This is a genomic window from Mycoplana dimorpha, assembly GCF_003046475.1.
GTDB classification, from domain to species: Bacteria; Pseudomonadota; Alphaproteobacteria; order Rhizobiales; family Rhizobiaceae; genus Mycoplana; species Mycoplana dimorpha.
The window spans coordinates 113,251-127,664 of sequence record NZ_PZZZ01000008.1 but is presented as its reverse complement, the minus strand read 5'-3'; the positions used below and the strand labels follow the sequence as shown (position 1 = coordinate 127,664).

Sequence of the window (14,414 nt, the reverse complement as noted above, 5' to 3'; positions counted from 1 at the left end):
GGCGCGTGCGCGCTCCGATCGGCGGCTTGCGCCAAGGCACCGGGGCCGCTCCCCCGTATCCAGCGGGATTGTTCCTTCGATCGTAGCGCAGCCCTTCTCCAAGGAAACCAACGCATTGAGGAGGGCCTAAACCTTTCGTTAAACTTAACGGCCTATGAAGATTGGATGTTCTACTCCGGGAGTTCGGCCCGTTCCCATTGACGCCCATTCGGTCCCATGATATCCCATAACCCTACCGTGCAGGGGCGAATGATCGCCCATCCATCGCGAAATACGCAGATGTCCCGGTCGGGATGGAAGCGGCGCTTGCGTGTCGCGCCGCGCTCGATGGTGTTCTGCGTGTGGTTTCCGGCGTTCACGGGTTTTTTGCCGGCAAAGGAAGCGGCTGTAAGGCGTCATGAACCGGTTCCTGTCGAATGCGACCAACAGGATCGATGCGAAGGGCCGGGTCTCGGTGCCTTCTTCGTTCCGTGCGGTCCTTGCGCAGCGCGACATCCGGGAGCTCTACTGCTTCCAGGATTTCGTCTTTCCGGCGATCAGCGTCGGCGGTCCGGAGTTGCTCGACCGGTTCGAGCGGCAGATCGCCGGCGAGGATCCGTTCTCGCCGATGGCGAACCGGATGTCGCTCCTCATTCACGGGGGCGGCGTCTTCATGAGGCTCGATTCCGAGGGCAGGCTGATGGTCACGGATTTCATCCGCGACTTCTCCGGCATCACGACGGATGTCACGTTCGTCGGTCGGGCGGATCACTTTCAGCTTTGGGCGCCGCAGGCGTTCGAGGCGGAGCAGGCAGCGGCCAGGGCGGAGCGCAGATCGCGAGGTCCGGGGCCCGGTTGACATGGAGAGACGGGATGACGGCGGACTTTGGCGGAGGGCATCCTGAAGCCGATGGCGGACCGGTCCGTCACATCCCGGTTCTTCTGGCAGAGGTGATCGAGGCGCTGCAACCGGAGCCCGGGCAGGTCTTTCTCGACGGCACCTTCGGCGCCGGCGGCTACACGTCGGCCATCCTCTCCACCGGCGCCTCGGTGATCGCGCTGGACCGCGACCCGGGCGCGGTCGAGGCAGGGCAGGGGCTGGTTGCCGCTTCGGGCGGCCGCCTTACTCTCGTCCATTCGCGTTTTTCCGAGCTTGGTCGTTACGCGCCGGCCGAAGGACTGGATGGCGTTGTGCTCGACATCGGCGTTTCCTCGATGCAGCTCGACGAAGCAGAGCGCGGCTTCTCCTTCCAGAAGAGCGGACCGCTGGACATGCGCATGTCGAGCGCCGGCGTTTCCGCCGCCGACGTGGTCAACCGGGCGAAGGTCTCCGACCTGATCCGCATCTTCGGCTTCCTCGGCGAGGAGAAGCAGGCGGGGCGCATCGCCCGCGCCATTGAGAGACGCCGTGCCGAGGCGCCGTTCGAAACCACCCGCGACCTCGCCGGCCTGATCGAGACGGTGACGCCGCGCAAGGCCAAGGACAAGATCCATCCCGCGACGCGGGTTTTCCAGGCGCTGCGGATCTACGTCAACGACGAACTGGGGGAACTGGCGCAGGCGCTGCTTGCCGCCGAGCGCGTGCTCAAGCCCGGCGGTCGCCTCGTCGTCGTCAGCTTCCATTCCCTCGAGGACCGGATCGTCAAGAAGTTCTTCCAGGACCGCTCCGGCAAGGCGACGGGCTCGCGCCACCTGCCAGCGCTGCACGAGCGTGCCGCAACCTTCGCACCAGTCGGAAAGGCGATGATCGTCGCCGGCGAGGACGAATGCGCGCTCAACCCGCGCGCGCGCTCGGCCAAGCTCAGGGCGGGTGTGCGTACCGCGGCGACGCCGGGACGCGAGGACCTGTCCATTTTCGACCTGCCCGAGCTTGCAAGTCTCGAAAAGATTGGAGGCTGAAGGATGTTTCGTACCTTTGATTTCATCCTGATCGGTATCATGACGGCGGCTGCAACCGTCACCTACACGATCAAGCACAAGGCCGAGAACAAGCTCGAAGAAGTCCGGAAGCTCGACGCCGAGATCCTCCTCGAGGAGCACACGATCGACCTTCTGCGCGCCGACTGGGCACTTCTCACCCAGCCGACCCGGCTGAACCACCTGGTTAAGATCTACGAGGAGGATCTGAAGCTGGCGCCAACCGAGTCGACCCAGATCGCCCAACCGAACGAACTGCCGATGCCCACTTCGGAACTGCCGGCCCTCGAGCCTGAGGGCGGCGCAAACATTGCGGCCAAGGGCGGCGCCAGGACGGACACGATCACAACAGGTTCGGTGGCGCGCTGATGTCGTTCCTCTCCCGCATCATGGACTTGAAGAGCAAGGCCCATTTCTCGCATGGCGGCAATGGCCGGCCGGCGGGCGCGACGGGAGGCACCGCCTTCCAGGGCCATCGCAAGCGCAGCGCCGCCCAGGCGCGCAGCCGCGTCGCCGTCATCATGGCCTGTTTCGGTCTTGCCTACTGCGTCATCGGCGGTCGGCTGGTGCAATACGCCATGACAACGTCGGAAGCGGTGTCCAGCATCGGCCCGGCCGACAACCTGCTCGCCTCGCGCCCGGACATCGTCGACCGCAACGGCGAGATCCTGGCGACCGACATCCGCACGGTCTCGCTCTATGCCGAGCCGCACAAGATCGTCGACGCCGACGAGGCGCTGGAGCGGCTGCAGACGGTGCTGCCCGAGCTTGATCCGCGCGCCACCTACAAGAAGCTTACCTCCAAATCCCGATTCCAGTGGCTGCAGCGCCAGCTGACGCCGAAACAGCAGAGCCGCATCCTCGCGCTCGGCATTCCGGGTGTCGGGTTTCGCCCCGAAAAGCGTCGTTTCTATCCAAGCGGTTCGACCGCCGCCCACATCGTCGGCTACGTCAACATCGACAACCGCGGCATTGCCGGCATGGAGCGCTATATCGACAACCAGGGCCTTGCAGACCTGGCCGCGATCGGCATGACGAGCGATGCCAAGATGGAGCCGGTGCGGCTGTCGATCGATCTGCGCGTTCAGGCGATGCTGCACGACGTGCTGGTCAACTCGATGCAGAAATACGAGGCGGAGGCCGCCGGTGGCGTGATCCTTGATGTCCATACCGGCGAGGTGCTGGCCATGGCGTCGGTACCGGACTACGACCCGAACAATCCGGCCGAGAGCGCCAAGGACGGCTGGCTCAACCGCATGTCGGACGGCACCTTCGAAATGGGTTCGACCTTCAAGATCTTCACGACGGCCATGGCTCTCGACTCCGGCAAGGTCAAGCTGTCGGACAGCTTCGATGCGACCAATCCGATTCGCATCGGCGGCTTCACGATCAAGGACTTCCACGGCAAGCGCCGCGTGCTGACGGTGCCCGAGATCTTCCGCTACTCTTCCAACATCGGCACCGCCAAGATGGCCGATGTCGTCGGGATCCCGGCGCAGCAGGAATTCCTCACCCGTCTCGGGCTGCTGACCAAGATGCAGACCGAACTCCCGGAGGTGAAGACGCCGACCCAGCCGCGCGAATGGAAGAAGATCAACTCGATCACCATTTCCTTCGGACACGGCGTGTCGACGACGCCGCTCCAGACAGCCGTCGCAGGCGCGGCGCTGATGAACGGCGGCAAGTACCTGCCGCCGACCTTCCTGCCCCGCAGCCGCGACGAGGCCGATGCGATTGCCCAGGCTGTCGTCAAGCCGCGGACCAGCGACGAAATGCGCTACCTGATGCGCGTCAACGCGATAGAAGGTTCCGGCAAGCGTGCGCTTGTCCCCGGCTTCAACGTCGGCGGCAAGACGGGCACGGCGGACAAGGTCGTCAACGGCCGCTATGTCAAGAATGGTTTGAACTTCAACGCCTTCCTGTCGGCCTTTCCGATCGACGACCCGCAATACGTGGTGCTGACGTTCATCGACGCGCCGAAGACGGGCGAGGGCGGCGGCCGGACCGCCGGTCTGAACGCTGCGCCGATGGTCGGCGAAATCATCCGCCGCAGCGCCGCACTTCTCGGTGTAAAGCCGAAATTCGGTGAGGACGGGTCTGCCTTGCTCGTGTCTTATTGAGCGCAGAATGAACGGAAAACGCCGATTCGCCCCCGAATCGGCGACACCGACACAACAGGACTGCAGATGAAGATCACTGACCTTGCCGGAACCGAAATCCCATCGCTGGGCGCCGCATCGGAACTCGAAATCGGCGGCATTTCGGCCGACAGCCGCAAGGTCAAGCCCGGCGACCTGTTCGTCGCCCTGCCGGGATCGAAGGCCGATGGCGCAGCCTATGTGGCCGACGCCGTTGCGCGGGGCGCCGCCGCCGTCGTCGTCGGCGGCGATGCGCGGGTCGAGGCCGAGGTTCCGGTGTTTTCGGTCGCCGAGCCCCGTCGCTTCCTGGCGCTGGCGGCCGCGCGGTTCTATGGCCGCCAGCCGCAAACCATGGTCGCCGTCACCGGCACGGCCGGCAAGACCTCGGTTGCCTCCTTCGCGCGCCAGATCTGGGCGCACGCCGGTCATTCGGCGGCGATGATCGGCACGACCGGCGTCACCGCACCCGGCCGCGAGGACTACGGCTCCCTGACGACCCCCGATCCGGTTTCGCTGCACGAGCTACTGGCGGAGTTGGCCGATGCCGGCGTCACCCATGCGGCGATGGAGGCCTCCAGCCATGGTCTGGATCAGGCGCGCCTTGACGGCGTTCGCCTCTCCGCCGCCGCCTTCACCAATCTCGGCCGCGACCACATGGACTATCATCCGACCGTCGAGCACTACATGGCCGCCAAGATGCGGCTGTTCGATACGCTGCTGCCGAAGGGCGCGCCCGCCGTCATCTTCGCCGACGACGAATGGTCGGCGGCGGCGATCGGTGCGGCCCGCAAGGCCGGCCTCGACGTCCGCACGGTGGGACGCAAGGGCAGCTACCTGTCGCTGAAGCGGGGCGAGCATTTCCGCCACAAGCAGGTGGCCGAGGTCCATGTCGGCGAAGACATTTACGAGGTCCATATTCCGCTCGCCGGCGATTTCCAGGTCGCCAATGCGCTCGTTGCCGCCGGGCTCGCGATGTCGACCGGCGTTGCGGCGAAGGATGCGATGGCGGCACTGGGCCATCTGGTCGGTGCCTCCGGCCGGCTCGAACTGGTCGGCCACGCGAAGAACGGCGCGCTGGCCTATGTCGACTACGCCCATAAGCCCGATGCGCTGGAGAACGTCCTGGCCTCGGTGCGGCCGTTTACCTCGGGTCGCATCATCGTGGTGTTCGGCTGCGGCGGCGACCGGGACAAGGGCAAGCGGCCGATCATGGGCGAGATTGCCACGCGGCTGGCGGACGTGGCGATCGTCACCGACGACAACCCGCGGACGGAAGTCCCGGAGGTGATCCGTTCCGAGATCATGGCGGCGGCCAAGGGGGCGATGGAGATCGGCGACCGCGCCGCTGCGATCCGCACTGCCGTCGGCATGCTTGCGGCAGGGGATACGCTGATCGTCGCCGGCAAGGGGCATGAAGAGGGGCAGACGATCGGCAGTGTCACCTTGCCGTTCTCCGACCACGCGGAAGTCCGCAAAGCCCTGGAGGAACTCGACCTTTGAGCGTGCTATGGACCATCGCCGACCTGATCGCGGCCACCCATGGCCGCCCCATCGGGGCCATGCCGGCCGGGATCACCGGAATTTCCATCGACAGCCGCTCGATCAACACCGGCGAGGCCTTCTTCGCCATCAAGGGCGACCGGGTCGATGGCCATGATTTTGCAGGCCTGGCCTATGCCAACGGCGCAGCCCTGCTTGTCGTTTCCGAAGGCAAGCTGCCGGCGCTCGGCCGCCTCACGGCGCCGATCCTGGTGGTCAAGGAAGTGCTGCAAGCCCTCGTCGACCTCGGCTGTGCCGCGCGCGATCGCAGCGCCGCCAAGGTGATCGCCGTCACCGGGTCGGTAGGCAAGACCACGACCAAGGAGATGCTGCGGCACTCGCTTTCCGCCTGCGGCAGCGTGCATGCCTCCGCCGCCTCCTTCAACAATCACTGGGGCGTGCCACTGACGCTGGCGCGCATGCCGGAGAACACCACCTACGGCGTGTTCGAGATCGGCATGAACCATCCGGACGAGATCCGGCCGCTGGTGAAGATGGTGCGGCCGCACGTTGCGCTCGTCACCACGATCGCGGCGGCCCACCTCGGCAATTTCGCAAGCCTCGACGAGATCGCGCTGGCCAAGGCGGAGATCTTCGAGGGACTGGCACCGGGCGGCCATGCGCTGCTCAACCGGGACAACGAGCAGTTCGATGTTCTCGAACAGGCGGCCCGGGCGGCCGGCGTCGAGCATATCCATACATTCGGCGCCGATCCGAGGGCCGAGTTCCGCCTGATCGATTACGTGGCGGGCCAGCGCAGCAACGTGCTGTGGGCGTCGATCGGCGGGCAGACGCTCGAGATCCCGATGGGGGCGCCCGGCCGGCACATCGCCGACAACGCAGTGGCCGTCCTCGGGGCGGCTTATCTGGCCGGTGCCGACATCGAGACGGTGATGAAGGCGCTTGCGACGATGCAGCCGGAAAAGGGGCGGGGCCGCCGCTATCGGCTCGCGATCGACGGCGGCTACTTCACGCTGATCGACGAGAGCTACAACGCCAACCCGGCCTCGATGCGGGCGGCGATCGCGCTCCTGCGCGATACCGTGCCGGGCGAGGGCGGTCGACGGATCGCGGTGCTCGGCGACATGCTGGAGATGGGCGAGTTCTCCGGGCAGGTGCATGCGGAACTCGCCGCGCCGCTCGCCGAAGCCGGCATCGACGATGTCTGGATCGGCGGGACGGAGATGGCGGCGCTGCGCGATGCGCTCGGCGAGGAGGCGCGCGTCGAATACCGGGACGATGCCGATGGAATGCAGGCATTGGTGCTGCAGGCGGTGCGGCCGGGGGACGTGCTGGTTGTGAAATCGTCGAAATCGACGGGATTCAGCCGGATCGTCGCCGCATTGCTTGACAAGCACGAGGCATTCCCCGACACGGAGCGCGCCGAATGAAGCGCTGTGTGCCTGCCGGGTACAAGGCCTCGTGACGAGTATCTGCGCATGACCCTGGTGCCTGACGGTGCGGGGACCCGTGCGCGAAAAGGGGCACGCCGGGCAAGACCGCCCTTGCGCCTCGAAGTTTCGTAATTGGTGCGGTCACTTTCCGGCCTGGACGTCCTCCGGCGGCCGCGACTCCCGCAAAACCTCTGGGGAAAGGTCCAGAATGCTGCTTTGGCTTGTCGAACTGGCGGATAGAGTCCAGATCTTCAATCTCTTCCGCTACATCACGTTCCGCACTGGGGCAGCGCTGTTTACCTCGGCCACTATTGTCTTCCTGTTCGGGCCGGCGATCATCGCCTCGCTGCGCGTCCGCCAGGGGAAGGGGCAACCGATCCGCGCCGATGGGCCGCAGACCCACTTCAAGAAGGCCGGCACGCCGACCATGGGCGGCATCATGATCCTTGCCGGCATCGTCGGCAGTTCGCTGCTCTGGGCCGACCTCTCCAACATCTACGTCGTCGCGACGCTTCTGGTCACCCTCGGCTTCGGGGCGATCGGCTTCTACGACGATTACCTGAAAGTGACCAAGCAGACGGACAAAGGGTTTTCCGGCAAGGCCCGGCTCGGGCTCGAATTCATCATCGCCGGGATCGCCACCTTCTTCATGATGCGTGCGGCCCTTTCCACCGGCGTGACCGGCTCCACCCTCGGTTCCTCGGTCGCCTTTCCGTTCTTCAAGGACTTGCTGCTCAACCTCGGCATCTTCTTCGTGCTGTTTGGCGGCTTCGTGATCGTCGCCGCCGGCAACGCGGTGAACCTCACTGACGGACTGGACGGGCTTGCGACCGTGCCGGTGATGATCTCGGCCGCCTCTTTCGGCGTCATCGCCTACCTCGCCGGCAACGCGGTGTTCGCGAACTACCTGCAGATCCACTTCGTTCCCGGTACCGGCGAGCTCGCAGTCATCCTCGGCGCGGTCATCGGCGCCGGCCTTGGCTTCCTCTGGTTCAATGCGCCCCCGGCGGCCATCTTCATGGGCGATACCGGCTCGCTGGCGCTCGGCGGCCTGATCGGCACGGTCGCCGTCGCGACCAAGCACGAGATCGTCATGGCGATCATCGGCGGTCTGTTCGTGATGGAAACGCTGTCGGTGATCATCCAGGTCGCCTCGTTCAAGCTCACCGGCAAGCGGGTGTTTTTGATGGCCCCGATCCACCATCACTTCGAAAAGAAGGGCTGGACGGAGAGCCAGGTCGTCATCCGCTTCTGGATTATTGCCGTCATCCTCGCGCTGGTCGGCCTGTCGACCCTGAAGCTGCGGTGAGCCGATGATCCCGGTCACGACCCTGAAGGACAAGAACGTCGCGCTCTTCGGGCTCGGGGGCTCCGGGCTTGCAACGGCACAGGCGCTTGCCGCCGGCGGCGCCAGGGTCGTCGCCTGGGACGACAATCCGGACAGCGTCGCCAAGGCCGAGGCCGCGCGCATTGCGACCGCCGACCTGCGGCAGATCGACTGGTCCGCGGTCTCTGCCTTCGTCCTGTCGCCCGGCGTGCCGCTCACCCATCCGAAACCGCACTGGAGCGTCGACCTGGCGCGCGCCGCCGGGGTCGAGATCATCGGTGACGTCGAGCTGTTCGTCCGCGAGCGCCGCGCATACGCGCCCGATTGCCCGTTCATCGCCATTACCGGCACGAACGGTAAGTCCACGACCACGGCGCTGATTGCCCACATCCTGAAGGCAAGCGGGCGCGACACGCAGCTTGGCGGCAACATCGGCACCGCCGTGCTGACACTCGATCCGCTGAAGGCGGGGCGGTTCTTCGTCGTCGAGTGCTCCTCATACCAGATCGACCTGGCGCCGACGATCGATCCGACTGCCGGCATCCTCCTGAACCTGACGCCCGATCACCTCGATCGGCATGGCACCATGCAGCATTACGCCGACGTCAAGGAGCGGCTGGTCGCCGGTAGCGACACCGCGATCGTCGCTGTCGACGACACGTACACCACGCTGATCGCCGATCGGGTCGAGCGCTCCGGCACGAAGGTGGTGCGCGTCTCGCGACGCCAGCCGGTCATCGACGGCGTATATGCGGAAGGTGCGCGCATCTTCCTGGCGCTTGACGGCGCAAGTCGCCTGTTCACCGATCTCTCCGACATCCAGACGCTGCGCGGCGGCCACAATGCCCAGAACGCGGCCGCGGCGATCGCCGCCTGCCTCGCCGTTGGTGTCGACGAGGACGAGATTCGCGCCGGCCTTTCCTCCTTCCCGGGGCTGAAGCATCGCATGCAGCCGGTCGGCCGCAAGGGCAGCGTGGTCTTCGTCAATGACTCCAAGGCCACCAACGCCGATGCCGCAGCGCCGGCGCTGTCGAGCTACGATCGCATCTACTGGATCGCCGGCGGCCTGCCGAAGGAAGGCGGCATCTCCACCCTCAGCGGCTATTTCCCGAAGATCGCCAAGGCCTATCTGATCGGCGAGGCAGCGCCCGCATTTGCCGCGACGCTGGGCGACCGGGTCGCCTACGAAATTTCCGGCACGCTCGAGCGGGCCGTGCTGCATGCGGCGGCGGACGCGGAGCAGGATGCAACGGGGCCGGTTGCGGTTCTGCTTTCCCCGGCCTGCGCAAGCTTCGACCAGTACAAGAACTTCGAAGTCAGGGGCGATGCCTTCGTCGGCCACGTCGCCGCCCTTCCGGGCGTGACCATGCTGATCGAGGCAAACGGATAGGGGATTGCCATGGTTAGTCGTGCCGAGCGTGGTCCGGTTGCCGATTGGTTCTGGACGATAGACAGGTTTTTTCTTGCCGCCTTCATCCTGCTCCTCGGGATCGGCTTCATGCTGTCGTTTGCGGCAAGCCCGGCGGTGGCGGAGCGGCTGAACCTCGACAGCTTCCACTTCGTCAAGCGCCATTTCGCCTTCCTCCTTCCGGCGATCGTCACCATGGTGGCCATCTCGTTCCTGTCGCCCCGCCAGGTGCGCCGAACCGCGGCCATCCTGCTCGTCGTGGCGCTGGCGCTGATGGTGCTGGCGCTCTTCTTCGGCGTCGAGGTGAAGGGCGCGCGGCGCTGGATCTCGATCGGCAGCCTGTCGATCCAGCCCTCCGAGTTCATGAAGCCTGCCTTCGTCGTTCTCTGCGCCTGGCTGTTCTCCGAGCACGCCCGCCAACCGGAGATCCCCGGCAACCTCTTCTCCATCCTGCTGTTCGTCATCGTCGCGGCCCTGCTGGTCGCCCAGCCCGACCTTGGCCAGACGATCCTCGTCACCGCCGTATGGGGCGGCATGTTCTTCATGGCCGGGATGCCGTGGATCTGGATCCTCCTGCTCGGCGGTGTGGCGATCGGTGCGTTCGCATCGGCCTATTATCTCTTCGACCACGTGGCCGGCCGTATCGACCGGTTCCTCACTGGCGAGGGCGACACGTTCCAGGTGGATACTGCCCGCGAGGCCATCATCCGCGGCGACTGGTTCGGCAAGGGACCGGGCGAGGGCGTCGTCAAGCGCATCATCCCGGACAGCCACACCGACTTCATATTCTCTGTCGCGGCCGAGGAATTCGGCATCGTCTTTTGCATGATCATCGTCGCCGTCTTTGCCTTCATCGTCTTGCGCGGCTTGAACCACGCCTTCAAGGAGCGCAACGACTTCAACCGTTTCGCCGTTGCCGGTCTCGTGCTTCTGATCGGCACGCAATCGATGATCAACATCGGCGTGAACCTCGAACTGCTGCCGGCCAAGGGCATGACGCTGCCGCTGATCTCGTATGGCGGCTCGTCCATGGTGGCGGTCTGCGTCACGGCCGGCTTTATCCTGGCATTGACGCGGCACCGTCCCGAAAAGCGGGCGGCCGAGCGCAGCCTGTTCCGGTCCGGCATGTTGTCGCCTGCGGAGTAACCTATGAGCAAGGGCATCATCCTGCTTGCCGCCGGCGGCACCGGCGGCCATCTTTTTCCGGCCGAGGCGCTGGCGCACGAGCTGAAGGCGAACGGCTGGTCGGTGCACCTCGTCACCGACAGCCGGGCCGAGCGGTTCGCCGGCAAGTTCCCCGCCGACGAGATCCATGTCGTCCCTTCGGCGACGATCGGCTCGAAGAACCCGGTGAAGGTCCTCTCATCGCTGCTGACGCTCTGGAAGGGCTTGCGGGCCGCCCGGCGCCTGCTGGCGCGCCTGCGGCCGAAGGCCGTCGTCGGCTTCGGCGGCTATCCGACCTTGCCGCCGCTCCTGGCTGCGACCGGCATGAACATTCCCTCGATGATCCATGAGCAGAACGCGGTGATGGGGCGCGCCAACAAGGCGCTCGCCGGGCGCGTCCAGGCGATCGCTGGCGGCTTCCTGCCGGACGGCGAGGGGCCTTATGCAGCGAAGACGGTGACCACCGGCAATCCTGTCAGGCCTGCCGTGCTCGCAGCCGCCGAGGTGGCATACGAGCCGTCGGCGGCCGATGGCGAATTCCACCTCGTCGTTTTCGGAGGCAGCCAGGGGGCGCAATTCTTCTCTAAGGCGGTGCCGCAGGCCATCTGCCGGCTGAGCGAGGCCAAGCGGGCGCGCCTGCGCATCACCCAGCAGGCGCGTGCCGAGGATCGCGAGGGCGTCGAGGCGATCTATGAGAAGCTGGCTCTGCCGGCCGAAGTCTCGCCGTTCTTCACCGACATGGCCGAGCGGTTGGCACGCGCCCATCTCGTCATCTGCCGCTCCGGTGCTTCGACGGTGTCGGAGATATCCGTCATTGGCCGCCCCTCCGTGCTCGTGCCCTATCCGTACGCGCTCGATCACGACCAGGCGGCCAATGCGGCCGCGCTGGCCGCCGCTGGCGGCGCACAGGTGATCGCGCAGTCGGAACTTTCACCCGAGCGGCTTGCATCCATCATCGCCGAGGCGATGACGCATCCGGAGCGCATGGTCGAGATGGCAAGGAACGCCCGGAAGGCAGGCAAGCCGGACGCCGCCCGCTTGCTCGCCGCAATGGTGGAGTCTATTGCGAACGGCAGGACGATAGCGGAACTCAAAGGAGAACGGGCATGAAGATGCCGAAGAGCATAGGGCTCGTTCATTTCATCGGAATCGGCGGCATCGGCATGAGCGGCATCGCCGAGGTGCTGCACAATCTCGGTCACCGGGTTCAAGGCTCCGACCAGTCCGACAGCGCCAACGTGCAGCGGCTGCGCGACAAGGGCATCAAGGTCGCCGTCGGCCACGCGGCCGAGAACCTGGGTGATGCCGAGGTGGTGGTCGTTTCCACGGCGATCAGGCAGGACAATCCCGAGCTCGTCGCTGCCCGCGAGAAGTTCCTGCCGGTCGTGCGCCGCGCCGAGATGCTGGCCGAGCTGATGCGCTTCCGCAACGCCATCGCGATCGGCGGCACGCACGGCAAGACGACGACGACGTCGATGGTGGCGGCCCTGCTCGAGGCAGGCGGCCTGGACCCGACGGTCATCAACGGCGGCATCATCAACGCCTACGGCACCAACGCGCGCATGGGCGAGGGCGAGTGGATGGTCGTGGAGGCCGACGAATCCGACGGCACCTTCCTGAAGCTACCGGCCGACGTGGCGGTGGTCACCAACATCGATCCCGAGCATCTCGACCACTACGGCAGCTTCGACGCGGTGCGCGAGGCGTTCCGGCAGTTCGTCGAGAACGTGCCGTTCTACGGCTTCGGGGTCATGTGCCTGGACCATCCCGAGGTTCAGGCGATGGTCAGCCGCATCGAGGATCGCAAGGTCGTCACCTACGGCGAAAACCCGCAGGCGGACGTGCGCTTCGGCAATGTGCGCATGGACGGGGCGACCTCGGTCTTCGACGTCACGATCCGCAAGCGGCGCACCGGCCAAGTGATCGAACTGAAGGATCTGCGCCTGCCAATGCCCGGCCGCCACAACGTTTCCAACGCCACCGCAGCGGTGGCTGTGGCCCAGCGGCTGGGCATCGAACCGGAAGCCATCGCCCGGGGCCTTGCGTCGTTCGGCGGCGTGAAGCGCCGCTTCACCCACACCGGCAGCTGGAACGGCGTCAATGTCTATGACGACTACGGTCATCATCCCGTCGAGATCAAGGCGGTCCTGAAGGCTGCCCGGGAGGCGGCCGAAGGACGTATCATCGCAATTCATCAGCCGCATCGCTACAGCCGCGTCCACAGCCTGTTCGAGGATTTCGCCGGCTGCTTCAACGATGCGGACACGATCATGATCGCACCCGTCTATGCCGCGGGCGAGGAGCCGATCGACGGCGTAACCGCCGAGGCGCTGGTATCGCGGATCAAGGCCGGCGGGCACCGCGATGCACGCCATCTGGAGGGTCCGGAGCAACTCGCCTCCATCATTGGCGCCATTGCTAAGCCGGGCGACTTTGTGGTTCTCTTGGGCGCAGGCAGCATTACGCATTGGGCCGTGGCGCTGCCGGGGGAACTCGCAAGAATATCGGGAACGACGGCATGAAGCAGGTGAATGGCGAAAAATTGCTGGCGTCGCTGGGCGACGGCATCAAAAATGTGCGCGGACGGCTGACGCCGGACGCGCCGATGGACCGTGTCACCTGGTTTCGGGCCGGCGGACTGGCGGAACTGATGTTCCACCCGCACGACACCGAAGACCTGGTGACCTTCCTGCAACTGCTGCCCGAAGACGTGCCGCTGACGGTGGTGGGCGTCGGCTCCAACCTGCTCGTTCGCGACGGCGGCATCCGCGGCGTGGTCATCCGCCTTTCGGCAAAGGGGTTCGGCGATCTCGAACTCGTCGGCGACAACCGCATCAAGGCCGGCGCCATCTGCCCGGACAAGAACATCGCCGCCATGGCACTGGACAACGGCGTTGCCGGGTTCGAATTCTTCTACGGCATCCCAGGCTCGATCGGCGGGGCACTGCGCATGAACGCCGGTGCAAACGGCGGCGAGACCAAGGACCTTCTCGTCGAGGTGCACGCCGTCGACCGCAAGGGCAAGGCGCATGTGCTGTCGAACGCCGACATGGGCTACACCTATCGCCACTCGGACGCGCCCGAGGGCCTGATCTTCACCCACGCAGTCTTCGAAGGGCATGTCGGCGACAAGGCGCAAATCCGCCAGAAGATGGATGCGGTCCGCCAGCACCGCGAAACGGTGCAGCCGATCCGCGAGAAAACCGGCGGCTCGACCTTTAAGAACCCGGAAGGCCACTCGGCCTGGAAGCTGATCGATGAGGCGGGTTGCCGCGGGCTGATGATCGGCGGCGCGCAAATGTCGCCGATGCACTGCAACTTCATGATCAACACCGGACAGGCGACCGGGTACGAACTGGAGTACCTGGGCGAAACCGTCCGCAGCCGCGTGCTCGAGCATTCCGGCATCATGCTGAAATGGGAGATCCGGCGCATCGGCAATTTCATGCCGGGCTACGAGATCAAGGAGTTCCTCGGCAAGGCCACCGCCTGAGGCGGAGCAGCTTTCAATAAAGAAGGGCCGCGGCGGATGTCCGCCGCGGCCCTTT

12 protein-coding genes are annotated in these 14,414 nt (G+C 65.7%); all 12 read left to right on the top strand.

Annotated features, from left to right (window positions below):
• The first annotated feature begins 397 nt into the window (after positions 1 to 397).
• A complete protein-coding gene (mraZ, locus tag C7449_RS18285) occupies positions 398 to 838 on the top strand; it encodes a division/cell wall cluster transcriptional repressor MraZ (RefSeq protein WP_108004343.1) in 441 nt (146 codons plus the stop codon).
• Positions 839 to 852: 14 nt separating this feature from the next.
• Entirely contained in the window at positions 853 to 1,878 is a 1,026-nt protein-coding gene (gene rsmH / locus C7449_RS18280) for a 16S rRNA (cytosine(1402)-N(4))-methyltransferase RsmH (protein WP_108004342.1), read from the top strand.
• Between the two features lie 3 nt (positions 1,879 to 1,881).
• Positions 1,882 to 2,265, top strand: a complete 384-nt coding sequence (ftsL, locus tag C7449_RS18275; protein WP_108004341.1) for a cell division protein FtsL — start codon at positions 1,882 to 1,884, stop codon at positions 2,263 to 2,265.
• Complete coding sequence (locus tag C7449_RS18270) at positions 2,265 to 4,016, top strand: peptidoglycan D,D-transpeptidase FtsI family protein (RefSeq protein WP_108004340.1); 1,752 nt, start codon at positions 2,265 to 2,267, stop codon at positions 4,014 to 4,016. Before ftsL ends, C7449_RS18270 begins: the two co-directional genes overlap by 1 nt.
• Before the next feature lie 66 nt (positions 4,017 to 4,082).
• Positions 4,083 to 5,534: a UDP-N-acetylmuramoyl-L-alanyl-D-glutamate--2,6-diaminopimelate ligase gene (locus C7449_RS18265; RefSeq protein ID WP_108004339.1), complete on the top strand. Its 1,452-nt coding sequence runs from the start codon at positions 4,083 to 4,085 to the stop codon at positions 5,532 to 5,534.
• Positions 5,531 to 6,964, top strand: a complete 1,434-nt coding sequence (locus tag C7449_RS18260) for a UDP-N-acetylmuramoylalanyl-D-glutamyl-2,6-diaminopimelate--D-alanyl-D-alanine ligase (RefSeq protein WP_108004338.1) — start codon at positions 5,531 to 5,533, stop codon at positions 6,962 to 6,964. Before C7449_RS18265 ends, C7449_RS18260 begins: the two co-directional genes overlap by 4 nt.
• 211 nt (positions 6,965 to 7,175) lie before the next feature.
• Positions 7,176 to 8,276: a phospho-N-acetylmuramoyl-pentapeptide-transferase gene (gene mraY / locus C7449_RS18255; RefSeq protein WP_108004337.1), complete on the top strand. Its 1,101-nt coding sequence runs from the start codon at positions 7,176 to 7,178 to the stop codon at positions 8,274 to 8,276.
• Positions 8,277 to 8,280: 4 nt separating this feature from the next.
• Complete coding sequence (gene murD, locus C7449_RS18250; protein ID WP_108004336.1) at positions 8,281 to 9,684, top strand: UDP-N-acetylmuramoyl-L-alanine--D-glutamate ligase; 1,404 nt, start codon at positions 8,281 to 8,283, stop codon at positions 9,682 to 9,684.
• 9 nt (positions 9,685 to 9,693) lie between these two features.
• A complete protein-coding gene (ftsW, locus tag C7449_RS18245) occupies positions 9,694 to 10,848 on the top strand; it encodes a putative lipid II flippase FtsW (protein ID WP_108004335.1) in 1,155 nt (384 codons plus the stop codon).
• A 3-nt stretch (positions 10,849 to 10,851) separates the two neighbouring features.
• Positions 10,852 to 11,976, top strand: a complete 1,125-nt coding sequence (gene murG / locus C7449_RS18240) for an undecaprenyldiphospho-muramoylpentapeptide beta-N-acetylglucosaminyltransferase (protein ID WP_108004334.1) — start codon at positions 10,852 to 10,854, stop codon at positions 11,974 to 11,976.
• Complete coding sequence (gene murC / locus C7449_RS18235) at positions 11,973 to 13,388, top strand: UDP-N-acetylmuramate--L-alanine ligase (RefSeq protein WP_108004333.1); 1,416 nt, start codon at positions 11,973 to 11,975, stop codon at positions 13,386 to 13,388. The genes murG and murC overlap by 4 nt, the downstream gene beginning before the upstream one ends.
• Entirely contained in the window at positions 13,385 to 14,359 is a 975-nt protein-coding gene (gene murB / locus C7449_RS18230) for a UDP-N-acetylmuramate dehydrogenase (protein WP_108004332.1), read from the top strand. Before murC ends, murB begins: the two co-directional genes overlap by 4 nt.
• Positions 14,360 to 14,414 lie beyond the last annotated feature (55 nt).

Excerpts from the sequence above, each read along its gene's own strand:
- mraZ (WP_108004343.1), top strand. The coding sequence starts at position 398 with ATGAACCGGTTCCTGTCGAATGCGACCAACAGGATCGATGCGAAGGGC.
- rsmH (WP_108004342.1), top strand. The coding sequence starts at position 853 with ATGACGGCGGACTTTGGCGGAGGGCATCCTGAAGCCGATGGCGGACCG.
- ftsL (WP_108004341.1), top strand. The coding sequence starts at position 1,882 with ATGTTTCGTACCTTTGATTTCATCCTGATCGGTATCATGACGGCGGCT.
- C7449_RS18270 (WP_108004340.1), top strand. The coding sequence starts at position 2,265 with ATGTCGTTCCTCTCCCGCATCATGGACTTGAAGAGCAAGGCCCATTTC.
- C7449_RS18265 (WP_108004339.1), top strand. The coding sequence starts at position 4,083 with ATGAAGATCACTGACCTTGCCGGAACCGAAATCCCATCGCTGGGCGCC.
- mraY (WP_108004337.1), top strand. The coding sequence starts at position 7,176 with ATGCTGCTTTGGCTTGTCGAACTGGCGGATAGAGTCCAGATCTTCAAT.
- murD (WP_108004336.1), top strand. The coding sequence starts at position 8,281 with ATGATCCCGGTCACGACCCTGAAGGACAAGAACGTCGCGCTCTTCGGG.
- ftsW (WP_108004335.1), top strand. The coding sequence starts at position 9,694 with ATGGTTAGTCGTGCCGAGCGTGGTCCGGTTGCCGATTGGTTCTGGACG.
- murG (WP_108004334.1), top strand. The coding sequence starts at position 10,852 with ATGAGCAAGGGCATCATCCTGCTTGCCGCCGGCGGCACCGGCGGCCAT.
- murC (WP_108004333.1), top strand. The coding sequence starts at position 11,973 with ATGAAGATGCCGAAGAGCATAGGGCTCGTTCATTTCATCGGAATCGGC.
- murB (WP_108004332.1), top strand. The coding sequence starts at position 13,385 with ATGAAGCAGGTGAATGGCGAAAAATTGCTGGCGTCGCTGGGCGACGGC.